This is a genomic window from Mycolicibacterium sp. lyk4-40-TYG-92 (genome assembly GCF_030209435.1).
Classification (GTDB): Bacteria; Actinomycetota; Actinomycetes; order Mycobacteriales; family Mycobacteriaceae; genus Mycobacterium.
The window spans coordinates 131,751-157,416 of the sequence record NZ_JARVRX010000017.1 but is presented as its reverse complement, the minus strand read 5'-3'; the positions used below and the strand labels follow the sequence as shown (position 1 = coordinate 157,416).

The 25,666-nt window shown below is 68.0% G+C and carries 27 protein-coding genes; 12 read left to right on the top strand and 15 right to left on the bottom strand.

Annotation, left to right across the window (positions count from 1 at the left end):
* Positions 1-27 precede the first annotated feature (27 nt).
* On the top strand, positions 28-1,242 hold the full coding sequence (gene glgC, locus QRN63_RS23030) for a glucose-1-phosphate adenylyltransferase (protein WP_267315287.1): 1,215 nt from the start codon (positions 28-30) through the stop codon (positions 1,240-1,242).
* 134 nt (positions 1,243-1,376) lie between these two features.
* Positions 1,377-1,832: a hypothetical protein gene (locus tag QRN63_RS23025; RefSeq protein ID WP_267315286.1), complete on the top strand. Its 456-nt coding sequence runs from the start codon at positions 1,377-1,379 to the stop codon at positions 1,830-1,832.
* Here the strand turns inward: QRN63_RS23025 and QRN63_RS23020 are convergent, their stop codons facing one another.
* The 6 genes from QRN63_RS23020 to QRN63_RS22995 all read right to left on the bottom strand — a co-directional run bounded on the left by QRN63_RS23020 (position 1,833) and on the right by QRN63_RS22995 (position 7,487).
* Positions 1,833-2,417, bottom strand: coding sequence for a DUF4126 domain-containing protein (locus QRN63_RS23020; RefSeq protein ID WP_267315285.1), 585 nt, complete (start codon positions 2,415-2,417; stop codon positions 1,833-1,835). It abuts the gene before it with no gap.
* Between the two features lie 78 nt (positions 2,418-2,495).
* Positions 2,496-3,170, bottom strand: coding sequence for a methyltransferase family protein (locus tag QRN63_RS23015; protein WP_285032845.1), 675 nt, complete (start codon positions 3,168-3,170; stop codon positions 2,496-2,498).
* An 8-nt stretch (positions 3,171-3,178) separates the two neighbouring features.
* Entirely contained in the window at positions 3,179-4,816 is a 1,638-nt protein-coding gene (locus QRN63_RS23010) for an ABC transporter permease (RefSeq protein ID WP_285032844.1), read from the bottom strand.
* Positions 4,813-5,736: an ABC transporter ATP-binding protein gene (locus QRN63_RS23005; RefSeq protein ID WP_285032843.1), complete on the bottom strand. Its 924-nt coding sequence runs from the start codon at positions 5,734-5,736 to the stop codon at positions 4,813-4,815. The genes QRN63_RS23010 and QRN63_RS23005 overlap by 4 nt, the downstream gene beginning before the upstream one ends.
* On the bottom strand, positions 5,733-6,386 hold the full coding sequence (locus tag QRN63_RS23000; RefSeq protein ID WP_285032842.1) for a TetR/AcrR family transcriptional regulator: 654 nt from the start codon (positions 6,384-6,386) through the stop codon (positions 5,733-5,735). Before QRN63_RS23000 ends, QRN63_RS23005 begins: the two co-directional genes overlap by 4 nt.
* 345 nt (positions 6,387-6,731) lie before the next feature.
* Positions 6,732-7,487: an O-methyltransferase gene (locus tag QRN63_RS22995; RefSeq protein ID WP_285032841.1), complete on the bottom strand. Its 756-nt coding sequence runs from the start codon at positions 7,485-7,487 to the stop codon at positions 6,732-6,734.
* 237 nt (positions 7,488-7,724) lie between these two features.
* On the opposite strand from QRN63_RS22995, the gene sigE reads away from it, so the two are divergent.
* From sigE to tatB, 4 genes are all read left to right on the top strand, one after another.
* Positions 7,725-8,558 (top strand): RNA polymerase sigma factor SigE, encoded by an 834-nt coding sequence (gene sigE, locus QRN63_RS22990; RefSeq protein WP_267315279.1) that lies wholly within the window; start codon positions 7,725-7,727, stop codon positions 8,556-8,558.
* A 90-nt stretch (positions 8,559-8,648) separates the two neighbouring features.
* Positions 8,649-9,056, top strand: coding sequence for an anti-sigma E factor RseA (rseA, locus tag QRN63_RS22985; protein ID WP_267315278.1), 408 nt, complete (start codon positions 8,649-8,651; stop codon positions 9,054-9,056).
* Between the two features lie 85 nt (positions 9,057-9,141).
* Positions 9,142-10,635, top strand: a complete 1,494-nt coding sequence (htrA, locus tag QRN63_RS22980) for a serine protease HtrA (RefSeq protein ID WP_285032840.1) — start codon at positions 9,142-9,144, stop codon at positions 10,633-10,635.
* Positions 10,635-11,057, top strand: coding sequence for a Sec-independent protein translocase protein TatB (gene tatB / locus QRN63_RS22975; protein ID WP_267315277.1), 423 nt, complete (start codon positions 10,635-10,637; stop codon positions 11,055-11,057). Before htrA ends, tatB begins: the two co-directional genes overlap by 1 nt.
* Before the next feature lie 4 nt (positions 11,058-11,061).
* On the opposite strand, the gene QRN63_RS22970 is transcribed toward tatB, so the two are convergent.
* Positions 11,062-11,769: a TetR/AcrR family transcriptional regulator gene (locus QRN63_RS22970; RefSeq protein WP_267315276.1), complete on the bottom strand. Its 708-nt coding sequence runs from the start codon at positions 11,767-11,769 to the stop codon at positions 11,062-11,064.
* Positions 11,770-11,912: 143 nt separating this feature from the next.
* Between QRN63_RS22970 and QRN63_RS22965 the strand changes: the two genes are divergently transcribed.
* Positions 11,913-12,998 carry an oxygenase MpaB family protein gene (locus tag QRN63_RS22965; protein WP_285032839.1) on the top strand — a complete coding sequence of 362 codons (1,086 nt, stop codon included), beginning with the start codon at positions 11,913-11,915 and terminating at the stop codon, positions 12,996-12,998.
* A 41-nt stretch (positions 12,999-13,039) separates the two neighbouring features.
* Positions 13,040-14,731, top strand: a complete 1,692-nt coding sequence (locus QRN63_RS22960; protein WP_285032838.1) for an aldehyde dehydrogenase family protein — start codon at positions 13,040-13,042, stop codon at positions 14,729-14,731.
* Between the two features lie 31 nt (positions 14,732-14,762).
* Here QRN63_RS22960 and QRN63_RS22955 read toward each other — a convergent pair whose 3' ends face one another.
* Complete coding sequence (locus QRN63_RS22955) at positions 14,763-15,371, bottom strand: TetR/AcrR family transcriptional regulator (protein WP_285032837.1); 609 nt, start codon at positions 15,369-15,371, stop codon at positions 14,763-14,765.
* 55 nt (positions 15,372-15,426) lie between these two features.
* On the opposite strand from QRN63_RS22955, the gene QRN63_RS22950 reads away from it, so the two are divergent.
* Both QRN63_RS22950 and QRN63_RS22945 read left to right on the top strand, forming a co-directional pair.
* On the top strand, positions 15,427-16,785 hold the full coding sequence (locus QRN63_RS22950) for an oxygenase MpaB family protein (protein ID WP_285032836.1): 1,359 nt from the start codon (positions 15,427-15,429) through the stop codon (positions 16,783-16,785).
* On the top strand, positions 16,785-17,057 hold the full coding sequence (locus QRN63_RS22945) for a 2Fe-2S iron-sulfur cluster-binding protein (RefSeq protein ID WP_285032835.1): 273 nt from the start codon (positions 16,785-16,787) through the stop codon (positions 17,055-17,057). Before QRN63_RS22950 ends, QRN63_RS22945 begins: the two co-directional genes overlap by 1 nt.
* Before the next feature lie 389 nt (positions 17,058-17,446).
* Here the strand turns inward: QRN63_RS22945 and QRN63_RS22940 are convergent, their stop codons facing one another.
* From QRN63_RS22940 to QRN63_RS22920, 5 genes are all read right to left on the bottom strand, one after another.
* Positions 17,447-18,451, bottom strand: coding sequence for a beta-ketoacyl-ACP synthase III (locus QRN63_RS22940; protein WP_285032834.1), 1,005 nt, complete (start codon positions 18,449-18,451; stop codon positions 17,447-17,449).
* A 27-nt stretch (positions 18,452-18,478) separates the two neighbouring features.
* Positions 18,479-19,612: an Mrp/NBP35 family ATP-binding protein gene (locus QRN63_RS22935; RefSeq protein WP_267315269.1), complete on the bottom strand. Its 1,134-nt coding sequence runs from the start codon at positions 19,610-19,612 to the stop codon at positions 18,479-18,481.
* A 43-nt stretch (positions 19,613-19,655) separates the two neighbouring features.
* The gene (locus QRN63_RS22930; RefSeq protein WP_285032833.1) at positions 19,656-21,158 is read right to left on the bottom strand and encodes a lytic transglycosylase domain-containing protein; all 1,503 of its coding nucleotides are present in this window, start codon (positions 21,156-21,158) and stop codon (positions 19,656-19,658) included.
* A gap of 119 nt (positions 21,159-21,277) precedes the next feature.
* Positions 21,278-21,862, bottom strand: coding sequence for a DUF1003 domain-containing protein (locus QRN63_RS22925; RefSeq protein WP_267315267.1), 585 nt, complete (start codon positions 21,860-21,862; stop codon positions 21,278-21,280).
* Positions 21,859-23,172: a magnesium transporter MgtE N-terminal domain-containing protein gene (locus tag QRN63_RS22920; protein WP_267315266.1), complete on the bottom strand. Its 1,314-nt coding sequence runs from the start codon at positions 23,170-23,172 to the stop codon at positions 21,859-21,861. Before QRN63_RS22920 ends, QRN63_RS22925 begins: the two co-directional genes overlap by 4 nt.
* Positions 23,173-23,197: 25 nt before the next feature.
* Between QRN63_RS22920 and QRN63_RS22915 the strand changes: the two genes are divergently transcribed.
* Entirely contained in the window at positions 23,198-24,163 is a 966-nt protein-coding gene (locus QRN63_RS22915) for an HpcH/HpaI aldolase/citrate lyase family protein (protein WP_285032832.1), read from the top strand.
* Positions 24,164-24,172: 9 nt separating this feature from the next.
* On the opposite strand, the gene QRN63_RS22910 is transcribed toward QRN63_RS22915, so the two are convergent.
* Both QRN63_RS22910 and QRN63_RS22905 read right to left on the bottom strand, forming a co-directional pair.
* Positions 24,173-24,379: a DUF4190 domain-containing protein gene (locus QRN63_RS22910; RefSeq protein WP_267315264.1), complete on the bottom strand. Its 207-nt coding sequence runs from the start codon at positions 24,377-24,379 to the stop codon at positions 24,173-24,175.
* A gap of 20 nt (positions 24,380-24,399) precedes the next feature.
* Entirely contained in the window at positions 24,400-25,068 is a 669-nt protein-coding gene (locus QRN63_RS22905; RefSeq protein WP_285032831.1) for a DUF4190 domain-containing protein, read from the bottom strand.
* Positions 25,069-25,148: 80 nt separating this feature from the next.
* Here QRN63_RS22905 and QRN63_RS22900 point away from each other — a divergent pair, with 80 nt between their 5' ends.
* Positions 25,149-25,649, top strand: a complete 501-nt coding sequence (locus QRN63_RS22900) for a general stress protein (RefSeq protein ID WP_073697681.1) — start codon at positions 25,149-25,151, stop codon at positions 25,647-25,649.
* Positions 25,650-25,666: the final 17 nt, after the last annotated feature.

Sequence of the window (25,666 nt, the reverse complement as noted above, 5' to 3'; positions counted from 1 at the left end):
CGGTTGGTGGCTACTAGGTTTGGTGGCATGAGGGAACAGCCGCAGGTGCTGGGAATCGTCTTGGCCGGCGGCGAGGGCAAACGGCTGTATCCGCTGACCGCGGACCGCGCCAAGCCCGCCGTCCCGTTCGGCGGTGCCTACCGCCTCATCGACTTCGTCCTGTCCAACCTCGTCAACGCCCGGTACCTGCGGATTTGTGTTCTTACGCAATACAAGTCGCACTCCCTGGACCGGCACATCTCGCAGAACTGGCGGCTGTCGGGCCTGGCCGGCGAGTACATCACCCCGGTCCCGGCGCAGCAACGGCTGGGCCCGCGCTGGTACACCGGCTCGGCCGACGCCATTTATCAGTCGATGAACCTCATCTACGACGAGGATCCCGACTACATCGTGGTCTTCGGCGCCGACCACGTGTACCGCATGGACCCCGAACAGATGGTGCGGTTCCACATCGAGAGCGGAGCGGGCGCGACCGTCGCCGGCATCCGGGTACCGCGGGCCGAGGCGTCGGCGTTCGGCTGCATCGACGCCGACGAGTCGGGCCGCATCCGCAGCTTCATCGAGAAACCGTCGGACCCGCCGGGTACTCCCGACGATCCGGAGCAGACCTTCGTCTCCATGGGCAACTACGTGTTCACCACCAAGGCGCTCATCGACGCCATCCGGGTGGACGCCGAGAACCACGACTCCGACCACGACATGGGCGGCAACATCATCCCGCAGATGGTCGCCGACGGGATGGCGGCCGTCTACGACTTCAACGACAACGAGGTGCCCGGCGCCACCGAGCGCGACCACGGCTACTGGCGCGACGTCGGAACACTCGACGCGTTCTACGACGCCCACATGGATCTGGTGTCGGTGCACCCGGTCTTCAACCTCTACAACCGGCGCTGGCCCATCCTGGGTGAGTCGGAGCATCTCGCCCCGGCCAAGTTCGTCAATGGCGGCGCGGCGCAGGAGTCGGTCGTCGGCGCGGGCAGCATCATCTCGGCTGCGTCCGTGCGCAACTCGGTGCTGTCGTCCAACGTCGTGATCGACGACGGCGCCATCGTCGAGGGCAGCGTGATCATGCCCGGCGCACGCGTCGGGCGCGGCGCCGTGGTGCGGCACGCGATTCTGGACAAGAACGTCGTCGTGGGCCCCGGCGAGATGGTCGGCGTCGACCTGGAGAAGGACCGCGAACGCTTCTCGGTCAGTGCCGGCGGCGTGGTCGCGGTCGGCAAGGGCGTCTGGATCTAGCGCGCAGCCTGTTCCCGTCGGCACCAGGATCGACACGGTCTCCCCACCCTGTCGTGTGCCCGCGCAAGGTGAATGTCGAACACGGCATCGACGACGTCACCGTTTCCCGACGCAACCGTTGACAAGGACTTCCCATGGCCACCATGCATTTCCATCGGACCACCACCGCGACACCCGAACAGTTCGTCGCCGGCCTGACAGACTTCGGGCCGAACCGTTCGAAAGTCTTCGGCTTCAGTAGCGACGACTACCTGAAGGTGCATTCCGTCGGGCCGGATCGGGCCGACGTCACCGAAGGCTCGAGCGGCAGTTGGGAGCGGTTGGAATACGACTGGTCCGATCCCCGGCACATCGTGCTCACAACGACGGATTCCAATGTCTACGGCGGAGCCTCGGGCTACACCTACACCTTGACACAGCGGCCGGACCACCGGACCGACATCGACGTCGTGATCGTGCGGCAGGGCAAGAATCTCAAGGGCAAGCTCTGGTCGGCATTCCTCGGCACGCTGGGGCGGCCGGTACTCAAGAGCGGATTCGTCAAGAGCGTCAAGGCGATTGAAGCGGGCAGCGGCCAGATGGCGCTCTGATCAGACCGTGGCGTCGCGGCGCCTCCGGCGTCGGAGCAACGCGACCGCCGCCCAGACCAGCAGCGCCAGCGCGACGACCACCAGTACCGGCAGCACGATCGCGACGATCACCAGCCCGACGCTGGCCACGTCCTCGACCGTGCTCAGCACCGGCGCGGCAAGACCGCCGGTGGCGACATTCGCGACAGGCCGCACCGTCGACTTCGTCAGGGACACCACGAGTGCCGTGACCGCCCCGATCACCACGGGAATCCACTGCCCGGAGCCGGCGAACGCGCCGGGGTCGGTGACGGCCGCGGTCTGTGCCGCGGTGCCGGAGCCGAAGACGATGCCGCCGGAGGTCGGCCGCACGAACGTCTGGATCGTGTCGTTGATGCTGTCGAGGGCAGGAACCTTGTCGGCGACGATCTCGATGACCAACAGCACCGCCACGATGCCGATCACCCAGCCATTGGTCAGCCACGCCCATGGGTGCGGTAGCTCCACGAGGTTGGTGAAGCGTCCCAGTAGGCCCATCGCCAGCAGCGGGATGTAGGCGTTGAGGCCCGACGCGGTGGCCAGACCGAGCCCGGTGAACAGTTCCACCCGTTCAGTCTCCGCGATTTGTGCACGATTTCCCGCGCTGTCCGCGGATTTTCGTGCACAAATCGCGAGGGGCGGCGGCTACCAGACGTACGGCAGCAACCGGTAGCGCACCTTGCGGGTGTAGTCGACGTAGCCGGGGAGCTCGGCGCGCAGCATCTTCTCTTCGTCGAAGATGCGAACCATGAGCGCCGGCGCGCTGGCGATCACCGGCACCAGGCCCCAGAAGGAGCCGAGCGCCAGCGGGGTCGCGAACATCATGATGAGCGCGCAGATGTACATGGGATGCCGCACGATGCCGTACAGCCCGCCTGAGATGACGGGCTGTCCGGCCTCGACGGAGATGCTCGCGCCCGCGAAGTTGTTCTGGATCACCACCCATTGCGCCGCCACCAGCGAGACCCCCACGACGACGTTGCCCAGCACCACAACTGCAGTGGGCACGTGGGTCCAGCCGAAGCGCCAGTCCAGTGCGCTGACGACGCCGGTCGCGAACACCGATGCCAGGACAGCCCACATGACCATTTTCTGCACCGGCCGGGTCTCAGCTTTCGGACCGCCGTGCATGCGCCGGGCCAGCGCTTCGGGATGCTTGACGGCCAGGTACATGCTCGGGCCCATGGTCGAGATCATGAACACAGCGATGAAAACCCAGGCCTGCCAGTAGTGGATGGTGCCGGCCGGCACACACAGCAGCAGCGCGAAGAAGACGATGCCGCCGGCCGCCGAGGCGAGCGCCTGCAGAGCGAGTTTCATGATTTCTCCTACCGTAGATCGCGGCGCCGGAAAGCCAAGGCGCCCAGGATGATCAGAATCGCGTCCAGAGCCAGCAGCCAGGCCAGTGGCGTCGCGGTGAAGCTGCCCGACGCGACCCGCGGGATGTGGCTGAACGGGTCGAGGTCCAGCATCCAGTGCGGCGAATTCGCCAGCGAACCAAGCAGATACACCGCGATGAAGCCGACCAGCACACCCCACGCCACTGCGGTGAACCGCGGCACCGCGCCGAACAACAACGTCGTCACCGCCACCAGGAGCCAGATGGCGGGTAGCTGTACCGCTGCCGAGCCCAGAACCAGGGGCAGTTTGCCGCTGACGTTGCCGGCCGCTGCGCCGTAAGTGAGGCCGGCCAACAGACCCGACGTCAGCATGGCGGCCGTGGTGCCGGCGAGTGCGATGGCCACATAACCTGTCAGCCAACGGATCCGGCTCACCGCTCCGGCGAGCAGTGTCTCGGCACGCTGGCCGGCCTCCTCCTGATGGGGCCGCAGGGCCAGCGATACCGCGAACGCGGCGGCGACCATACCGAGCATGTTGAAGGCGATCGCGATGAACGCCTCTTCCAGGGCGCCGGTACCGCCGAGGCGCGTGATGATGTCTCGTGCCGAACCGCTGCCGCCCAGTTCGTCGCCGATGCCGTGCACGACGCTGCCGACCAGCAGCCCGTACAGCCCCAGTCCGACGGTCCACACCAGGACCGAACCGCGGGTCAGCCGCCACGCCAATCCCGTTGGGCCATGAAGCATTCTGGTGGCCCGCGGCCGGCCTCGCCGCTCTGCGAACATCCCGGCGCCGACATCGCGAGCACCCTGGAGTTGGTACGTCAGTACCACCAGGGCGACCGTCAGTGTCAGATGCAAGGCCAGCACGCCGAACCGGTCGCCGGCATACGGGCGCACCAGCAGTGACCAGCCCAGCGGCGACGCCCAGGACAGGTCGCTGCCGCTCGCGTCGCCCACCGCCCGCAGCGTGAACGCGGCGCCGAGTACCCCGAAGGCGGTACCGCGGGCGACACGGGCACTGGCGGAGAGCTGTGCGGCCACTGCGGCGACGGCGGTGAACACCAGACCGGAGGCGGCCAGCGCGCAGCTGAATGCCAGTGAACCCATAACGGGCACATCGGTTTTGAGTAGGCCGAGGAATCCGAGCAACCCGGTCAGCACCGAGGCGCCGCCGGTCAGCAGCAGCGCGGCGGTCAGGCTCGCGTTGCGGCCGACGGCCGTCGAGTCGATGAGCTCGGTGCGTCCGGCCTCCTCGTCGGCGCGGGTGTGCCGGATCATCGTCAGGATGACGGCGACGGCGATCAGCACATGGAACATGCCGGCTTTCCAGATGCCGGCCGCGCCCAGGCTGTCGTTGTAGATGTTGCCGTAGATCGCACGCTGGGCCGGGCTGGCCATGATGCTCGCGACGAATCCGGCACGGCCCGCCGCGGTGGGGTAGGCGGCCGCGATGCTGCCGATGTACACCGTTGACAGTGGCAGGGACAGCAGTAACACCCACAGTGGCAGCACGATGCGGTCGGTGCGCAGGTAAAGACGAAGCAGCCCAAGGGTTCCGGTGAAGCTGGACGCCCCGGCGGCAGGCTGGGCAGGCGGGGCCGGGCGGTCGAGGACGGTGGTCATGCCCGCACCTGCTCGGGTTCGCGGCGGGTCCGGCCATTGTCGTAGTGCCGCAGGAACAGGTCTTCCAGGGTGGGGGGCTGGCTCACCAGCGAGCGCACCCCGGCGTCGCCGAGCGCCTTGATGACGGCGCCGAGGCTCTCCGACTCGACGCGGGCCGTCAGCATCCGGCCGTCGAAGGAGATGTCGGAAACCCCTGGGAGATGGTCGATCCGGCCGGGGTTGTTGATCATGTCGGCCTTGATGGTGGTACTCGACAGGTGCCGCATCGACTCCAGCGTGCCGGTCTCCACCGTCCGGCCGGCGCGGATGATTGTCACGCGCTGGCACAGGCGTTCGGTCTCGGCCAGGATGTGGCTCGACAGCAGGACGGTGGTGCCGCGGCCGGCGGCCTCGGCGACACACTGCTGGAAGATGTTCTCCATCAATGGATCCAGGCCGCTGCTGGGCTCGTCGAGGAGCAGCAGGTCTGCGTTCGAGGCGAACGCGGAGACCAGCGAGACCTTTTGCCGGTTGCCCTTCGAGTATGTGCGGGTCTTCTTGGTGGGGTCCAGGTCGAACCGCTCGGTGAGTTCGGCGCGGCGCTTTTCGTCGATGCCACCGCGCATCCGGGCCAGCAGGTCGATGGTCTCGCCGCCCGTCAGCGTCGGCCACAGCGTCACATCGCCTGGTACATAAGCGATGTGGCGATGCAATGCCACGGAGTCGGTCCACGGGTCGCCGCCGAGTAGGCGGACAGAGCCGGAGTCGGCGCGGACGAGCCCGAGCAGGATGCGGATTGTCGTCGACTTGCCTGCGCCGTTGGGCCCGAGGAAGCCGTGCACCTCGCCCTGCTCGACTCTCAGGTTCAGTCCGTCGAGGGCCCGGACCGCACCGAAGTTCTTTGTCAGGGTGTCGATTTCGATGGCGGCGTTCACATTCACTCCTCAGTGGTGGTGACGATGGGCTGGCCTGATTCGCGTTGCGCCAGAAACGCCTCGTACATGGCCCGATCGGCCATGAGGCCGTCGGTGTACAGCTCGAGGGCGGGCAGCAGCATGTCCTGCGCGTAGTCGTGCAGGACCTGGCGGTAATCCGTCGGGTTGTCGTGCAGCTGGATGTACGTCAGGAATGCGCCGCCGCTGGTCAGGGCCAGGTACCGGGCGCGAGCCCTGGGGTCGTGACTCGGTTTGATGGTGCCGGCGCGGACGCCCTCTTCCAGATAGCCTTCGGTGTTGTCGATCATGTTCTGCCACAAGGACTTCGACAGTTCACCGCCGGTCTGCAGGGCCTGCATCAGGTAGGCCGTCATCGGCGCGAAGGACTCGATCTCGGCGATCTGAGCGAACCAGGCGTTGGGGCTGGCGTTCTGCATCGACTCGGTTTTGGCCGCCCGGACGGTCTCGATGACGTAGGCATCGCAGGCTTCGCGCAGCTTCTCCTTGGAGCCGAAGTGGTGGATCACCAACGCGGCGCTGACCCCGGCCGCTGTGGCGATGCTGCGGACACTGGCCGTGAACCCGTGCCGGCCGAACTGTCCGATCGCGGCATCGCGGATGCGGGCGACGGTGGTGAGATCCTCGACTGAACGCATGTTTAGTACGCTAAACACGTGTTCAGGCGGACGTCAAGGATCTGGCCCGTCAAAGACCCGTAAAGATTCGACAGAAACGTCAATCGCCAGGCGTTCGCGCGCCTGCCCGCGGTTGACCCCGCGGTGAGGGTGGGGCTTACTCGGCCTTTTGCGCCCTGGGTACAGGGTCAACGCGAGCCGACGGTGCCCCGGCGTTGACTCTGTGCTGAGGGCGCTGGTTACTCGACTTTTTGTGCCCTGGATACAGAGTCAACGTCAGCTGGTCGTTGATCCTGTGGCGAGGGTGTCGGTTACTCGGCCTTTTGCGCCTTGAGTACAGGGTCGACGCGGCCGGTGCGTAGTTGCCTAGTCGCGGACCGCGGCCAGGAGCCCGTCGCCCAACGGCACCAGGACCGGCGTCAGGCGTTCGTCTTCGGCGATGGCGCGGGTGGCCTCCCGCACCGCCGTCACGTCGCGGTCGTTGGCGGTGGCGTCGCCGGCCCGGCCGCCGAGCGCGGCCCGGTGGACGACGATCACGCCGCCCGGTCGCAGCAGGCGGACGCCCTCGGCGACGAACTGCGGCTGGTCGGCGGGCTCACCGTCGATGAACACCAGGTCGTACGACTCGTCGGCCAGCCGGGTCAGGACTTCCTGGGCGCGGCCGACGATCAGCCGGGTCCGGGACGGTCCGACGCCCGCGCCGACGAAGGCCTGCTTGGCCAGCCGCTGGTGCTCGGGCTCGATGTCGATGGTTGTCAGTACGCCGTCGTCGCGCATGCCGGACAGCAGCCACAGTCCACTGACGCCGGCGCCGGTGCCGACCTCGACGACGGCCTTGGCCGAAGCGATCTTCGCCAGCACGCTCAGCAGCGCACCCACGGCCGGGGTGACGGGGTTGGCCCCGCTCTCCTCGGCCCGCTCCCGGGCCGCCGCGGTGATCGGTTCCTCGGTGATGGACCGCTCGGCGTGCTTGACGATGGCCTCGGCCGTGCTGGGCTTGGGTGCGGCCGGTGCAGCAGCGACGGGCTGGGCCGGGGCCTCGGCGGGTGTCGCCGGAGCCGGCTGCGCCGAAGCAGGCTGGTTGCTGCCGGCCGAAACCGTCGGGTCATCGGTGCTGGACATGTGCGCAGCGTAACGAACGTCCGGGATGCCGACGCTCAGTACACGCGCAATCCGGCCGCGCTCTCCGGCGGCCGCGGGACGATCCTGAGCGGCCGCGCGCCACGCCCGGGACGCAAGGTTAAGTTTTGGCGAACGCTCTGTGGGTATTCGCAGGTCATGGAGCTGAAGCCGGGTTTCTCAGGAAAAGTTCAGTTTGCTCATACATCAACCTCACCAGGGTGGGGAACCGTAATCGCCATGCACGCGAGTGTTAATGATCTGCAAGCCGATTCCGGACGCCGGCAGTCGCCGGACATCCGTGGAATCGGGAATATCGGACTCCAGCTACCGGTTTCTGCTGATGCGTCATGTGCCAGCGACGCGGAACCTACGGAACTGGAGATTGCCACGACCGCCATACCGGCCCCCACGAAGCTTGCCCCGACCCACATGTCTCATGTCCCGGTCGCCGAAGCCGAGCTCGATTGGGCTGAAGTCAGCGACGAATTGACCGGCACCGCCGTCTTCGATGCCACTGGCGATGTGGCCACCATGCCGTCGTGGGACGAACTGGTCCGGCAGCACGCCGACCGCGTGTACCGGCTGGCCTACCGCCTGTCGGGCAACCCGCAGGACGCCGAAGACCTCACCCAGGAGACGTTCATCCGGGTGTTCCGCTCGGTGCAGAACTACCAGCCCGGCACCTTCGAAGGCTGGCTGCACCGCATCACCACCAACCTGTTCCTGGACATGGTCCGTCGTCGCACCCGCATCCGCATGGAGGCGCTGCCCGAGGACTACGACCGGGTGCCCGCCGACGACCCGAACCCCGAGCAGCTGTACCACGATTCCCGGCTCGGGCCGGATCTGCAGGCCGCGCTCGACTCCCTGCCCCCGGAGTTCCGCGCCGCTGTGGTGCTGTGTGACATCGAAGGCCTGTCATACGAGGAGATCGGCGCGACCCTCGACGTCAAGCTCGGCACCGTGCGCAGCCGTATCCACCGTGGCCGGCAGGCCCTGCGCGAGTACCTCGCCAGCCACCCGGGTGACTACTCCGAGGCGGCCGCGGCCATCTCCGCCAAGTCCGCCTGAGCGTTGTGACGTATCCGTCCCCGGTTGTCGCGCTACATTCAGTAGTAACGGCAACACGGACGAATGCGTGGCGCGGAGAGGAGCTCGGTGATGGTCGACCGGGGACAGTTGTTCCGTCGTGCGTTCTCCTGGCTGCCCGCGCAGTTCGCCTCTCAGACTGACGGACCCGTCGGTCCGCGCCGCTTCGGGTCCACGGAGCACCTGGCCATCGAGGCGATCGCCGCATTCGTCGACGGTGAACTGCAGATGGGCGCGCACCTGAGGGCCGCCCACCACCTGTCGCAGTGCCCGGATTGCGCCGCCGAGGTGGACGCGCAGGGTCAGGCCCGGAGCGCATTGCGCGATTCCTGCCCGATCATTGCGCCCAATTCCTTGCTGGGTGCGCTGGCGAACATCCCGAATGACGCATCGGTGCAGTTCGCGGATATCCAGACGTCCGGGAGCGAAGACCGGGACTTTGCCGATCGGCCGCCGCGGGAACGTCGTCGCCGCCGGTAGGGTTGAGCCTGAATTTTTGAATTACCGCCAGGCCCGCTCAGCCGGACCGTGCGGATAGAGCCAGTAGATGGGGAGTGCAACACCGGTGACGAATCAGGACATGTCCGGCGATCGCCCCCGTCTGGCTCCACGTCCGGTGACGCGCACCCCGGTGGATCCGGCGTCGCAGCGTGCGTTCGGCCGGCCCGAGGGCTTCACGGGCTCCTTCCTCGCCGAGGACCAGATTCGCAACCAGGGGGAGTACACCCCCACCAACCAGGCGCCCGATCCTGTGCTCGCCGAAGCCTTCGGCCGGCCCGGTGGTGGCGTCGATTCCCTGCAACGCCACCCGGCCGACGCCGGCGCGCTGGAGGCCGAGGGCAGGGACGACGAAGACGCTGTCGCCGACCCGTGGCGCGATCCGTCGGCCGCGCCGACGCTCGGCACCCCGGCCCTGCCCCCGCCGCCGCCCGTTGTGGTGGCCGCCCCCGTAGGCAAGCTCGGTGTGCGCGACGTGCTGTTCGGCCGCAAGGTCTCGATGACGGCCCTCGCGGTGCTGGCCCTGCTGGCGCTGGTCATCGGCACACTCGGCGGCGTCGTCGGGCGCAAGACCGCCGAGGTGGTCGAGGCCTTCACCACCTCCAAGGTCACCTTGAAGACCAGTGACGGCGGCGACCTGCCCGAGGGGCGGTTCGCGAAAGTGGCTGCCGCCGTGGCGGATTCGGTGGTCACCATCGAGGCGATGGGGGATACCGACGGATCGCAGGGCTCCGGCGTCGTGGTGGATGGCCGCGGCTACGTCGTCACCAACAACCACGTCATCTCCGACGCGGCCAAGAACCCCAGCCAGTACCACATCTCCGTGGTGTTCAACGACGGCAAGCAGGTGCCCGCCAACCTTGTCGGCCGGGACCCCAAGACCGACCTGGCGGTGCTGAAGGTCGACAACGTCGACAACCTGACCGTGGCGAAGTTCGGTGATGCCGAGAAGGTCAAGGTCGGTGACGAGGTCATCGCGGCCGGCGCCCCGCTGGGCCTGCGCAGCACCGTCACGCACGGCATCATCAGCGCGCTGCACCGCCCCGTGCCGCTGTCGGGTGAAGGGTCCGACACCGACACCGTCATCGACGGCATCCAGACCGACGCTTCGATCAACCACGGCAACTCGGGTGGCCCGCTCATCAACATGAACTCCGAGGTCATCGGGATCAACACGGCTGGAAAGTCGTTGTCCGACAGTGCAAGTGGTCTGGGCTTCGCCATCCCCGTGAACGAGGTCAAGGCCACCGTCGAGATCCTGATCAAGGACGGCAAGATCTTCCACCCGACGCTCGGCCTCAACGCCAAGTCGGCCAGTGACAAGGTTGCCTCGGGTGCCCAGGTCGTGAACGTCGTCGCCGGCAGCCCCGCGGAGAAGGGCGGCATCCTCGAGAACGATGTCGTGGTCAAGGTCGGTAACCGCAAGGTCGCCGACGCCGACGAGTTCGTGGTCGCGGTGCGGCAGCTGCAGATCGGTCAGCCGGCGCCCATCGAGGTGATCCGCGACGGCCGGCACGTGACGCTCACCGTTGTGCCCAACGCAGACACTCCGGCCAGCTGATGTTCGGCAACATCGGATGGGGCGAGATGCTCGTGCTGGTGATCGCGGGCCTCGTGATCCTCGGTCCGGAGCGGTTGCCCGGCGCCATCCGGTGGACGGCCGGCAGCCTGAAGCAGGTGCGGGAGTACCTGAGCGGTGCGACCAGTCAGCTGCGTCAGGATCTCGGGCCGGAGTTCGAGGACCTGCGTCAGCCCCTCAGTGAACTGCAGAAACTGCGCGGTATGACGCCGCGCGCGGCACTGACCAAGCATCTGCTCGACGGTGACGACTCGTTCCTCACCGGCGCCTTCGACACCCCGGCGCCGCCGGATCAGACCAAGCCCCTGACCACGCCTGAGGTCAACGGCATCCCACCGGCCCCGGGTGCCCCCGGGGCCGCCCCGCAGCCGGGGACGACGCAGTTCGACCCCGACGCGACCTGACGTGTCAGCTGTTCAGGGCCTGTAGCCGCGCCGGATCCCGGTAGCGATCCGCATTCCCGGCGATCTCGGCGGCCGGCGGGAGAATCTCGTCCGCAGCCACGTAGACGCCGCCCGCGCGCAGTGAGTCATCGAGCATCAGCCAGATCCAGCGGGTGAGGTCGGCGACCAGCGCGTCCTGGGTATCGCGCAGCGGCTGTTCGAGCCAGTGCCCCGCGGCGGTCTCGACCAGGCCGACGATGCCGTACGACAACCGCTCGGCGTCGGCCTGGACGTCGAAGGCCGCCACGTACACCTTGAGCACCGCGGTCAGCAGGTTGGCGATGGTGATCTTGATGTCGGCGAAGGCGTTGAAGCCCTCGTCGATCGAGCATCGCTGCAGGTAGCGGTAGAGGTTGGGGTGTTGGGTCAGGAAGTGGACGTGCGCGCTCACGCCGGCCTTGACGATCTGCGCCATGCTGCCCTCCGGCTGCCATACCGGCGCGAGTTCGGCGGTGATCATCTGGGCGGTCCGGTGCGCAACCTCGCGTTGCAGGTCCGCGGCGTCGACGAAGTGCCGATACAGCTTGGTGCGGCTGACCCCCACGTGCGCAGCGATCTGCTCGGTCGACGTCTGTGGCCCGTGTTGCTCGATCACGACGAGGGCAGCGTCGATGAACTCAGCGCGCCTGCGCTCGCGTTGGCCGGCCCAGCGACCGGTGGTGGCACTCGCCATGGCTCCTTGTTTACCTCATGTACCTGGTCGGGAGTTACCTGATGCAGTCAATCAGTGGGAGTCTGGCTATCTAGTGGTACGTGCCGTACCATTTAGCGGACCGCGCCAGTGGGTGGCGCCTTCATGTTCAAAGGGGAACGACGATGGATGCTGTCGCCACTTTTCGCCGGGTTGCCGGTCTGCCGGTCGCGGACACGAAGCTGACGCCCGCTGTCGACTACGGCTTCTTCGGACCCGACTCCGTGACCTGGCGGGTGTGGAGCTACCCGACGTCACTGCTGCTGGGCTTCGCCCGCGCCGTGACCATCGAGCATCTCGACCCGTATCTCGCGGCCGCCGTGGACGCCAGCGGTCAGGTGTACGCCCGTACCCGGCTGCGCTACGACCGCACCATGCAGTACTTCGCCCTGGTGGCCTTCGGTGACGCCGAGGCAGTGCTGGACGCCTCGGAGATTCTGGTCAAGATCCACGGCAAGGCCGTCGGCACCGAGCCGATCACCGGCAAGCCGTTCGACGCCAACGACCCGTACTCGCAGCTGTGGATCCACCTCACCGCGTGGCACTCGATCCTCTACACCTACGAGATGTTCGGGCCGGGCAAGCTGACAGAGGCCGAGGAACTGCAGTACTGGGAAGAGTGCGCGCGCGCCGCGGAATTCCAGACCATCAACCCCGACGACGTGCCGCGCACGCGGGAGGGCATCCAGCAGTACTTCGAGCAGTACCGGCCGCAGATGGCCGGCTCCGAGGTGGCCCAGAACATGATGAACTATCTCGTCGACCTGGGTTATCACATCCTGCCCGAGCGGGTGCCGAGCTGGATGCGCCGCGTGTTCAACTGGCCGATGCGCCGGGCAATCATCGCCACCATGCCGAAATGGATGCGCACGCTCGGCGGTATCCCGCAGAACTACTCCGATGACTTCATCGCCAAGCTCATAGCCCGGCCGTTCCTGCGCGCGGTGTCGAGCATCCCGCGCCTCGAGCTCGCGATCCTGGACTTCACCACCCCGCACACCACGCCGATCGTCGGCCCGACGCTGATGAAGATCCCGGCCCAGAACCCCGTCACGTACACCCCGGCCGAGGCCCGGCAGAAGTGGGGGCGGACCACGCCGTTCGAGCAGTACCAGGCGCTGCTCGCGAAGCGGGCTGTCGGGCAGGGCCCCAAGCCGTACGAGCACAACCACAGCGACGCGCTGCTGGAATTCGAAGCACACGCCGGCTGATTCCGCCCCGTACCGACCGCATCACCGGGAGAATTCAGTACATGACGGACACTGCGTACACGGCCCTGGTGGACCAGGCGCTGAACGAGCTCGCTGAAGGCGAGAAGGCCTGGGCTGCAACATCTCTGGTGCGGCGTCGGGAGATTCTCGACGACGTGCAGCAGCTGGCGGTGCAGCACGGCGCCGAGTGGGTCGAGGCCGCGATCCGGATCAAGCAACTGAATCCGGAGTCGCCGCTGGTCGGTGAGGAATGGATTTCCGGCCCGTACCCGCTGGCGGCCGGGGCAGCGGCGTTGTCGGCGAGCCTGGCCAAGCTGGAGGCCGGCAAGAGCCCGCTCGACGGCGCCAACTTCGGCACCGCCGCGGGCCGCACCACCGTGAACGTGTTGCCGCTCAACATCTTCGACAAGCTGCTGCTGTCCGGGTTCAGCGCGCAGGTGTGGCTGCAGCCGGGTGTCAGCCGGGATGAAGCCATCCGGACCGCCGGCCTGGCGCAACGGGATCCGGGCAAGACCAACGGCATCGGCGTCGTCCTCGGCGCCGGCAACATCACGTCGATCGCACCGCTCGACACCGTCTACGAGCTGATCGCCAACAACCGGGTGGTGGCACTCAAGCTCAACCCGGTGACCGATCCGTTGCTGCCGGTGCTGACCAAGGTGCTGGCCCCGTTCATCGCGCTCGGTGTGGTGCGGATTCTGACCGGTGGCGCCGATGTCGGCACCTACCTGGTGCAGCACGACGCCGTCGACCACGTGCACATGACGGGCAGCGCGCTGACGCACGACGCCATCGTGTGGGGCACCGGGGAAGAAGGCGCCAAGCGCAAGGCCGCGAACGACCCGGTCCTGCGCAAGGACATCACCAGCGAGCTCGGCGGGGTATCGCCGACCATCGTGGTGCCGGGCAAGTGGAGCAAGGCCGATATTGCGTTCCAGGCCAACCACATTGCCACCCAGCGCCTGCACAACAACGGCTATAACTGCGTCGCGTCACAGGTCGTGGTGCTGTCCTCGAAGTGGGCGCAGCGCGACGAGTTCGTCGCGGCCCTGACCAAGGCCATCGCCGCCGCGCCCAACCGCGCCGCCTACTACCCGGGCTCCGACTCACGGGTCGCCAGCGCCGAGGCGACGTACCCGAAGGCACAACGCCTGGGCGACCGCGTGCTCGTGGTCGATCCCGAAGACCGCACCGCACTGCTCAACACCGAGTACTTCTCGCCGGTGTACGGCGTCGTCGACCTGGACAGCGACGGGGTCGAGTTCATCCGCGAGGCCACCCGCCTGGCCAACGAGGACTTCGTCGGCACCCTGGGCGTCAACATCGTCGCGGCGCCGGCCACCATCAAGGTGCTGGGCAAGGCCTTCGACGCCATGATCGAGTCGCTGCACTACGGCACGGTGGCGGTGAACGCCTGGACCGGTGTCGGCTACCTGACGCCGCATGCCACCTGGGGCGCGTTCCCCGGGCACGCGCTCGACGACGTGCAGAGCGGAATCGGTGTGGTGCACAACGGCTTCCTGCTCGAGAAGCCCGAGCGCACCGTGGTGCGCGGGCCGTTCCGCCCCTCGCCGCGCTCGTTGCTCGGGGGTGAGCTGTCGATCTCGCCGAAGCCGCCGTGGTTCGTCAACAACCGCACCGCGGCGACGACGGGACGACTCCTCACCGCGTTCACCGGCAAGCCGAGCTGGGCCAAGCTCCCCGCGATCTTCGTCTCGGCGTTGCGGGGCTGACGGGTTCCCCTGGCTTTCGGAGTTGTGTCCGTCAGAGGCTGACGTACCGGCCGAAGAGCGCGGTGAGCTCGTCGAGGAACTCGTCGTGGTCGATGGGCGGCTGGTCGAGCACGTAGCGGATGGCGAGGTGTTCGACCGCCCGCACGGCGATCCACACGACGGTATCGGGGTGTTCGGGGCGTCGGTCCCGGAGGTTCAGATGGGCGAGGGCCAGTTCGCCGACGCGCTGCTCGAAGTCGACGATCTTGTTGCCCAGCCCCAGGCGCGGCGTGTGTTCGATCATGGCCCGCAGCAGTTCGGGCTGTGCATTCATCGCGTCGAGCAGGACCGCGAGGGTCTCGCGCATCGTGTCCAGTTTCGCGGGCTTGCCGACGTGCTCCACCAGATGCGTGGTGACGGTACGGGCGATTTCGTCGGTGTAGTCGTCGACGATGGCGGCGATGATGACGTCTTTGTTCGGAAAGTACTGGTAGAGCGAGCCGGGACTGATGTCGGCCGCTTTGGCGATGAGGTTGGTCGTGGTGCCGTCGTAACCGTGCTTGATCAGTACGGTGCGGCCGGCAGCGAGGATGCGGGAGACCATCAAACGCGAGCGTTCCTGCCGCGGACTGCGGCGCGGATGCGCAATTGGGCTGTTCATGAGGCACTCACAACGCGAATTGTATGCGAGTAAAAGCTCGTGTCACGCTTTGAACATGGCTTCTGGCAAGGGAAATGCCGCGGTGAAGGCGGGTTCGCACTCGTATGACTACTACTGGCGCCCCGGCGTGCCGCTGCGTCCCGCGCCGCCGCGGCTGAGGTTCGAACCGATGTGGACTTACACCCGTCGGCAGCTGTTCACACCGTGGATGGACTTCCATGAGGTACCCCGACCCACGGCGTGGACCGACCTCTTCGTCGACCACCTCTGGCAGGGCGACGAGCTGATGGACGCCGTCGTCGTGCGATTTCGTGCGATGGGCATGGCCGACGGCCGCGCCATGCTGGACCGGGCGCTCGACCACGGCATCGACTCGGTGCCCAACCCGCCGGCGGAACTGGTCGCGTTGTTCGATCAGTTGGACAACCCGCCGGACTGGTATGACCCGCGGCAGTGGGAGGCCGGGCGGCGACTGTGGATCGACGCGTCCCTGGCCGGCAAGGTCGGCATGGTGGCCGGCGATACCTTCGGGACCTTCGTCGGCGACGAGGTCGCCTATGCCACCGGGCAGACGGGTCGATTCGTCAGCGATTTCTACCGCCGCAACCTGGAAACCCTGGCCTGGTTTCGGAATATGACCTACCCCGGCGCGCTCGAGCGCTGGGCCGAACCGTTCAAAGACACCGTGCGGGTGCGGCTCATGCACTCGCAGGTGCGTGCCGGGCTGCGGCAGACCTGGGGTGACGAACAGTTCGCCCATCACGGCAACCCGATCTCCAATGCGATGATGATGAACGCGGCAATCAGCTTCGGCCTGCAGCCCCTGCTTATCGATCATGCGCACGGCCGGACCTGCAGCAGCGCGGATCTCGATGCGGCGCTGATGTATTGGGCCTACATCGCCCACGTCTTCGGGGTGGCGGAGGAACTCATCCCCAGGAATACCGCCGAAGCCATCGAAGCCATGGACTTCACGGTGGCGTATGCCGGTGGCCCGTCGGAGTGGACGGACACCATGGTCGGCGCCGCCATCGATGGTCAGACGACAGCGGGACTTCTCAAGCGCGCCTTGGCTACACCGGTGCTCGGGCTGCTGGCCTATTACGGCGGTGAGGATCTCGCCCACGCGATGGTGCGTGGCACGAGCCTGGCCGACGTTGATCTCGCGCCGTGGGTGGGAATCTCGAAGATGCTGGTCAATGTCAATGTGGGATTACGGCGGCTGCTCGACCGTGTCCCCGGCGCAACAGCGCGTGCTGCCGCGCGCGAAAGCGACCTTGCGCTGTGGGGCTCGATGTTGGCTGTAGCCCGGTTCGTGGCTGCTCGCAAGGGCATTCACGGCACCCCCTACGACCACCACAACGAGACCGCCGCCGCGGGCTGTCCGGTTCCGCATCAGGCGGTTGCGCGCTAGTGGCGGCATTCAACGTCGTCCTGCGCCGCAGCGGCCAGAAAATCCTTGTGCCGCAAGACCAATCGGTCCTCGAGGTGCTTGACCACGCAGGGATTCGGGTGGATTCCATGTGCCACAACGGTTTGTGTGGGACGTGTCAGACCCGGGTGGTGTCCGGTCATGTCGACCACCGCGACAGCTTTCTCACCGACGACGAGCGGGCCGCGGGGCAGTTCATGATGCTCTGCGTCTCCCGTGCGGTGGATGGCACCGATATCGTGCTCGATCTCTAGCCTGCAGCCTCGGTCTCCAACCCGGAGCTGTAGGCGGAGTTTGTCGGCACAGCGGTCCGGAGGGCGTCGTGGTCGTCGCCGCGCCGGCTGCTTGCGCGGGCAGCTTTGCCGGCTCGTCAACGGGTGACTTGTAGCGGCGCGCGCGGTACCGCCGTCGCGGCGTGGGGTGCCGTGGCGGCGTGCCGGTTAGCCTGCGGAACAGTCGCTTTCACCGTCCGCGTCCTCACCCTCGGTGGGGTAGATGGTTGGGTGGTGGTACCGGTTGGTCCTTGGTTGCCCGAACTGATCGGGTTCCTCGGGGTGCTCGACGAGCGCGCGCGGTACTACGAGGAGAAGCGCAAACTGGCCGCCGTCGCCGGCTGAGGGGCTGGTCGGATCACCTTGAGCGGCTAGCCGGGGAGTCGGATGACCTGGGCGGCGTAGGCCAGGCCCGCGCCGTAGCCCAGGAGCAGCGCAACGCTGCCGGGCTTTGCCTCGCCGGTGTCCAGCAGCGTGTACATCGCCAGTGGAATCGAGGCGGCCGAGGTATTCCCGGCATCCTGAATGTCTTGGGCGATAACGGTTTCCGGCTTGAGTTCGAGGCCTTTGGCGAGCAGCTCGTTGATCCGGCCGTTGGCCTGGTGGGGGATGAAAACGTCGATGTCGTCGACCGTCAGTCCAGCCGCGTCGATGGCACGCCGGCCCACGTCGACCATCTGGAAGGCCGCCCACCGGAAGACGGTCTGGCCTTCCATGCGCAAGAAAGGTCTTGGGCCGGAAGGGTTCTCGGCGTAATCGATCCAGCTGAGCTCTTGCACGATGGCACCGGACTGCGCGCCGTCGCTACCGGCAACGGTTGGTCCGATGCCCTGTTCCTCGGTCGGGCCCACCACCACTGCGGCAGCGCCGTCGGCGAAGATGAAGGCATTGCCGCGGTCGGTCATGTCGATGGCGTCGGACAACTTCTCGGAACCGACGACCAGGATTCGGCCCGCACTGCCCGACCGGATCATGTCGGCGGCCACGCCCAGGGAGTAGCCGAATCCGGCGCAGCCCGCCGCGATGTCGAAGGCCGGAATACCCTGTGCGCCAATGTCTGTGGCGACCTGGGGTCCGCACGGTGGGGTGTTACGGAAGTTGGTGCTGGTCGCCACGATGACGGCGTCGATGTCCGCGCCGGACAGCTCCGCCGCGGCACAGGCGCGTCGGCCGGCCTCGCACGCCATCGTGACCGCGGACTCGTCGCGCCCGGCGAATCGCCGGTTCTTGATGCCCGTCCGGGAGTAGATCCATTCGTCCGACGAATCGATGGTCTCGCAGATTTCGTCGTTGGTGACGACGCGCCCGGGGCGGTAGGCTGCCACGCTCAGTAGGCCGACGTTCTGAGCGCCGGTGCGCGTATGGATATGTGTCACTTGAGGTTCCTGTCGGAAGGGGGAGGGTCAGCGCCCAGCCGGGTCGAGCCCGAGCGACATCCCGGCCAGTCCGCGCTTGCGGTTGGACAGTTTGTCGGCGATGCCGCGCAACGCGGCGCCGGCGGCGGTGTCCGGTCCGGACAGCACCAGGGGCACACCGGTGTCGCCGGCGCTCACGAGCTGCGGGTCCAGCGGGACCTGGCCCAACAGTGGAACCTCTGCACCGACTGTGCGCGTGAGGCTTTCGGCGACCTGTGCGCCGCCGCCCTCGCCGAACAGCTGCATCGTGGTGCCGTCGGGCAGGGTCAGTCCGGACATGTTCTCGACCACGCCGACGATGCGCTGACGGGTCTGGACCGCAATGGCGCCGGCGCGCTCGGCGACCTCGGCGGCGGCCATCTGCGGTGTGGTGACGACGAGGATTTCGGCGCCGGGGATCAACTGCGCCACCGAGATGGCGATGTCGCCCGTGCCGGGCGGCAGGTCGAGGAGCAGGACGTCGAGGTCACCCCAGTAGACGTCGGCGAGGAACTGCTGCAGGGCTCGGTGCAGCATCGGCCCGCGCCACACCACAGGGGTGTTGCCCTGGGTGAACATCGCGATGGAGATGACCTTCACATCGTGCGAAACCGGCGGCAGGATCATCGAATCCACCTGGGTGGGGCGATCCTGCACGCCCATCATCCGGGGCACCGAGTGGCCGTAGATGTCGGCGTCGAGCAGGCCGACCGACAGGCCCTTGGCGGCCAGCGCGGCCGCCAGGTTCACCGTCACGCTGGACTTGCCGACGCCACCCTTGCCCGACGCCACCGCGTACACCCGGGTCAACGAGCCGGGCTGGGCGAACGGGATGACCGGTTCCTTGTCGTCGCCGCGCAGCAGCTTGCGCAGTTCGGCGCGCTGCTCGTCGTTCATCACATCGAGGGTCACCTTGACGGCCCCGGTGCCCGGCACGTCGGTGACGGCCGCCGTGACCCGATCGGTGATCTCGGTCTTCTTCGGGCAGGCCGACGTGGTCAGGTAGATCTCGACGTGCACCGCGCCGTCGGACTCGACCGTCACGTCCTTGACCATGCCGACCTCGGTGATCGGACGGCGCAGTTCAGGATCGACGACTTTGCCCAGTGCGGCGCGCACGGCGGCTTTCAGCTCAGCAGACATCAGCGGCGAGTCTATGCCTGCCGGTCAGCGCACCCGCACCTGGTCACGGTAGGTACGGCGCGGCAGGCGCCGGCGGACCCATCGCTTCGGCTGGCGGCGGGCCTACTGGAGCCGGTGCTGGCGGCATCGCGGCGGGACCGGGCGCGGGGCCCGGTGCGGCGCCGACCGGGCCGGCGGCCGGAGAGCCGACGCCGACTGCGGTGACCGGGATGGGTCCCGGCGCTGCCGGTGCCGGCGCGACGGGCGCGGGCGGCGGAGCCTGCGGCAGCAGGAACGGCGGCATGTTGAACGGGTTCGGCGTGGGTGCGTCCAGGGCCGGGGCGTCCGGCGCGGGAATGGGTGCGGCGCTCGGCGCGGGCCCGCCCTGCAGGCAGAACACCGCGCAGTTCTGTTTCGGTTCGGTCGGGCCGGGCAGCGGGCCCATGCGCCCCATCTGCAGCGCGGGCGTCATCGCCAGCGGGTCGTCGGACGGCAGTCCCATCGCGTTGATCGGCAGCCCCGGCCCGAGCCCCTCGGGGTTGTCCAGGTGCTGGTCGCCGATGGCGGGCGGCGGGCCGACGATCGGCGGCAGGTCGACCGGCGCGACGCCGGTGACGTAGGCCTTGGCCCAGCCGAGCACGTTCTGGGCGTACGGCATCGAGTTGTTGTAGCGCAGGATCGCGGTCAGCACCTGGGACGGATCACGCAGGTTCAGCCCGCCGCTGCACAGGTAGCGGGCCGCGGCCAGCGAGGCGTCGTAGACGTTCTGCACGTCGGGCTTGCCGTCGCCGATGGCGTCCGAGGCGTACCGGGCCCAGGTGCCGGGCAGGAACTGCATGGGGCCCAGCGCCCGCGCGTACGTCACCCGGCCGGCCGCGATGCTCTGGACGATGACCTCGTTGCCGGCCAGCGTGCCGTCGAGGACGGGCCCGAGGATCGGGGTGAGCGCGGTGCCCCGTGCGTCGGTGGCGCCGCTGTTGGCGTGGCCGGACTCGATGCGGCCGATGCCGGCCAGCAGGTTCCAGCTGATACCGCAGCCCGGTGCGTTGGTCGCCATGATCTTCTCGGCGGTGCGGTAGGCGTTGAGGACAACCGGCGGGATCCGCAACCCGCCGGGAGCCATCACCAGCGACGCCGGCGGCGGCGACAGGGTGGTGGTGGGGTCCATGTGCAGGGCGCGGGGCATCTGATCGGACGCGACGACCGTCATGCCGGCCCGGTTGCGGGGTCCGGGCGTTGTGGATGTGACGGCCGCCAGCGGCGTGACGCCCGTGGTGGCGCTGTTGTGCGCGGTTGTTTGCCGAGTCGGCGCCGAACCGCCGACGGCAAGCATCAGGACGAGCGGCGCGACGACCGCGACACCGGCGAGCGGGCGGCGTAGCGCCCGGGCGATCTGCCGGCGACGGCCTGGCGCAGCTTCAGCAACGGCGGTGGTGTCGTCACCGGCGGCGGCGTCGTAATCCTCGATGGCGCCGTCCACCAGGTCAGATTCGGCGGAGAGTGCGTTGACTTCAGTAGTAGGCGCAGCGTTGTCCGCGAAATCAGCGGTGTCGCCCCCGATGTGCACTAAGCCATCCTATGAAAGTGGAGTACCGGAGTGACCCCGGTGACCTGTGTTGTGATCCAAGTCACCATACCTACTCCGCAGTCGGTTGTTGTCGCAATGATTCCGGAGAATGGAATCTCTTATTCGACCGCGGCAGTGGAGTCGCCCGCGGCGCCGCTGAGGGCGTCGTCCTCCTCGACCGGTGGCCGTGATTTTCCGGTCTTGCGTTTGCCGGATCCGCCCTTGCCGCCGTTCTGCTGAGCAATCAACGTGCGGAGCTCGTCGAGTTCGCGGCGCAGGTAGTCGCGGGTGGCCACCTCGCCGACGGCCAGCCGCAGCGCGGCCAGTTCGCGGGCCAGGAATTCGGTGTCGGCCTTGGTCTGGGCCGCGCGCCGGCGGTCCTCCTCGAGCGACACGCGGTCCCGGTTCTCCTGGCGGTTCTGCGCCAGCAGGATCAGTGGTGCGGCGTACGCGGCCTGGGTCGAGAACGCCAAGTTCAGCAGGATGAACGGATACGGGTCGAATTGCAGGCTGATCGCGATCAGGTTGAAGGCGATCCAGATGACCACGATCACCGTCTGGATGAGCAGATATTTGCCCGTGCCCAGGAACCGGGCGATCGACTCGCTGAACTGGCCCACGGCCTCCACGTCGACCCGCGGCGTCAAGCGGAAGCGGGACGTGCGCGGGATGTCCAGGCGCTGCCGCGCCGAAGGCTCGCTCACCGGCCTGCTCCCGAGATGTTGTCAGTGATGGCCTGGGTCGAGCCCGGCCCTGGTTCGTCCGCGCTCCGCCAACCTGAGGGCAGCAGATGGTCGAGCAGGTCGTCGACGGTGACGGCGCCCAACAGATGGTTCTCGTCGTCGACCACCGGTGCGGACACCAGGTTGTAGGCGGCGAAATAGCGCGTGACCTCGGCCAGGGAGCTGGTCGGGGACAGCACCGGCAGGTCACTGTCGATGATGGCGCCGACCTGTGTGGCCGGGGGTTCGCGCAGCAGCCGCTGCGTGTGCACGCAACCCAGATAGTGACCGGTCGGTGTCGCGGTCGGCGGCCGGGTGACGAACGTCAGCGACGACAGCGCCGGCGTCAGCTCGGGGTCGCGGACGCGGGCCAGCGCCTCGGCGACGGTGGTGTCCGGGGTGAGCACGACGGGCTCGGGCGTCATCAGACCACCGGCGGTGTCCGGGGAGTGCTGCAGCAGTCGGCGCACGGGCTCGGAATCCTCGGGGTCCATGCGGTCCAGCAGCATGGCTGCCCGGGTGGCGTCGAGCTCACCGAGGAGGTCGGCGGCGTCGTCGGGGTCCATCTCCTCCAGCACGTCCGCGGCGCGCTCGGTGCCCAGCTGGTTGAGCAGCTCGGCCTGCTCGGGTTCGGAGAGCTCCTGCAGGATGTCGGCCAGGCGATCGTCGTCAAGGGCCTTGACGACTTCATGCCTGCGCTTGGCCGGCAGGTCGCGCAGGGCGTCGGCGACCTCGACGGGACGCTGACCCTCGAACTGCTCGAGCAGTTGCGCGACGCCCTGTCCCGGCAACGCGAGCGCCGACGGCGTCAGCCCGGTGACGCTCTGCCAGTCGACCACGTGCACCGTGGTGCGCCGGCCCAGCCGGCGGTGCCGTACCGCGACGCGGGTCACCAACCAGTCCCGCGTCCGGGCCTGCTCGATCGCGAGGTCGACCACGACGACGTCGACGCCGGCGAGCTGTTCGAGCTGCGGGTCGGTGACGCGGACGCGGGTGTCCAGAATCTGCCCGAGTACCAGGGCCTCGCCGGGGCGCTGTTCGAAGCGGCGCAGCGAGATGGTCGCCCCCGTGAGGGTGACGGAGTTGTGCTCGATGGACGTCACCCGCAGGATCGGGACGAATATCCTTCGGCGCGTTGTCAGTTCGACGACCAGGCCGAGCACCCGCGGCTGCTGGCGGATGATGCCCATGCTCACGACCACGTCGCGGACCCGGCCGACCGACTCTCCGTCGGGGCCGAGCACGACCAGTCCAGCGAGTCTAGCCACGTAGACCCTGTTGACCGCCACCATGCACCACAGGGTAGAGAGTGGGTTTGTGGAGAACCTGTATCGGCCCCGCCGTACGTGCCTGTCCGTTCCGGGTAGTAGCGACAAGATGATCGCCAAGGCCAAGACGTTGCCCGCCGATCAGGTGTTCCTCGACCTCGAGGACGCGGTGGCGGCGGACGCCAAGGCCGCGGCGCGGACCCGGGTGGCGCAGGCACTGTGTGAGCCGGGCTGGGCGGGCCAGCTGCGCGGCCTCCGGGTCAACGACTGGACCACGCCGTGGACGTACGCCGACGTGATCGAGGTCGTGACGGCGGTGGCGCGCGGGGGCGGCGAGCTGGACATCATCGTGCTGCCCAAGGTCAGCGACGTCTCGCACGTGCAGGCCCTGGATCTGTTGCTGACCCAGCTGGAGCGCACGCTCGGGCTGCCCGTCGGCCGCATCGGCATCGAGGCGCAGATCGAGGACGCCAAGGGGCTCGTCAACGCCGACGCCATCGCCGGGGGACCGCGCGTGCAGGCGCTGATCTTCGGGCCGGGCGATCTGATGGCGAGCCTGAACATGCGCACTCTCGTGGTCGGGGAGCAGCCCGCCGGCTACCTAGTCGGCGACGCGTATCACCACGTCCTGATGACGATCCTGGTGGCGGCACGGGCGCACGGCATCAACGCCATCGACGGCCCTTATTTCAAGGTGAAGGACACCGAGGCGTTCACGCGCGTCGCCGGCCAGACCGCGGCGCTGGGTTACGACGGCAAGTGGGTGCTGCACCCCGACCAGATCGCCGCCGGGAACGAGATCTTCAGTCCGCGGCAGGCGGACTACGACCATGCCGAGCTGATCCTCGAGGCCTACGAATGGCACACCTCGCAGGCCGGCGGCGCCCGCGGCGCGGTGCTGCTCGGCGACGAGATGATCGACGAGGCCAGCCGCAAGATGGCGCTGGTGATCGCGGGCAAGGGCCGCGCCGCCGGGATGACGCGCACGGGCGAGCGGTTCACTCCGCCGTTGTGAGCGGTCCGGCTAGCCGCCGAGGATCAGGACGACCAGAAACAGGTTGAGCAGGAACGCCAGGGCACCGCACACGATGCCGCTCAACGCCAGCACGCTCCCGCGCGTGCCGCTGCCTGGGATGCGCTCGTAGGCGACCACACCGAGCCCGACGCCGATGAGCGCCACGGGACCGAGCACGACGCCGGTCAGTGCGCACACGAGCGACCCGACCGCCATCCGGTTGACTCGTGCGCCGATCACAAGTTCGGGTCTTGGCGTGATGCCCAGTCGACCAGCAACACGAAGCCGATCAGGCCGACGACGAGGGTGATGGCACCGATGACGATGCCCGCGATCGCCATGTTCCTGCCGTTGGTCTGCGGTCGGCCCTTGCTCTGCACCATGGCGACGATGCCCAGGATGATGCCGAGCAACGAACCGGCCGGACCCAGTACGAAGCAGATGAAGTAGAGCGGCAGCGCAACCAGCGAACTCACCAGCGACCCGATGGCGATGCCGTCGCTCGACCGCGGCGCCGGGTACGACGAGTACAGCGGGGGCGGCAGATAGCCGGCCGGCGGTGGGTATCCCGGCTGCGGCGGCATCGCAGGTGGCGGTGACATCGCCGGCGGCGGTCCGTACGGTCCCGGGGGCGGGGCACCGTAGAAGCCCGGCGGCGGGCCGGGAGGTGCGGGCGGCGCGGCAAACGGACCCGTCGGCGGCTGCGATGGGACCTGCGGCACCGGCGCGGGTGGCGCCTGTTGCCATGGCGCGGAGGTGGGCCCGGGCTCTTCGATCGCGGGGTACTCGTAGACCGGGTAGTCGCTGGTCGCCTCGGCGTCGGTGCCGCTCGGCGAGGGCGTGGAACCGGCCGGTCCCGACGGATCCCAGGGAGTTTGACCCGGCTGCCCGCCCGGACTTGTCATGCCGACCAACCTAGCGCACGAGTTCATGGCATCGTGGTAGCCGAAGCGCGTTCCGAGGTGAGTGACAGGAGACCAGGGGCATGACCAATCCGCTGCAGCCCGACCGGACCCCGGGCCCGGGTGGACAGCCCGGATTGCCGACTCCGCCGAAGGGCTGGCCCATCGGTTCGTACCCGACCTATGCCGAGGCGCAGCGCGCCGTCGATTACCTGTCAGACCAAGAGTTTCCGGTGCAGCACGTGACCATCGTGGGCGTCGACCTGATGCAGGTGGAGCGGGTCACCGGGCGGCTCACCTGGCCGCGGGTGCTGGGCGGCGGCATCCTGACCGGGGCGTGGCTGGGTCTTTTCATCGGGCTGGTGCTGGGCCTTTTCGGCACCAACGCCTGGGGCTCACTGCTCACCGGCCTGATCGCCGGTATCTTCTTCGGCTTGATCACCTCAGGCGTGCAGTATGCGATGTCCCGTGGCACAAGGGATTTCAGCTCCACGATGCAGCTCGTGGCGGGACGCTACGACGTGTTGTGCGATCCCGTCTGCGCCGAACAGGGCCGCGACCTGCTGGGGCGCCTGTCGCTGTAGTCGCCGGCGGCCCCGCC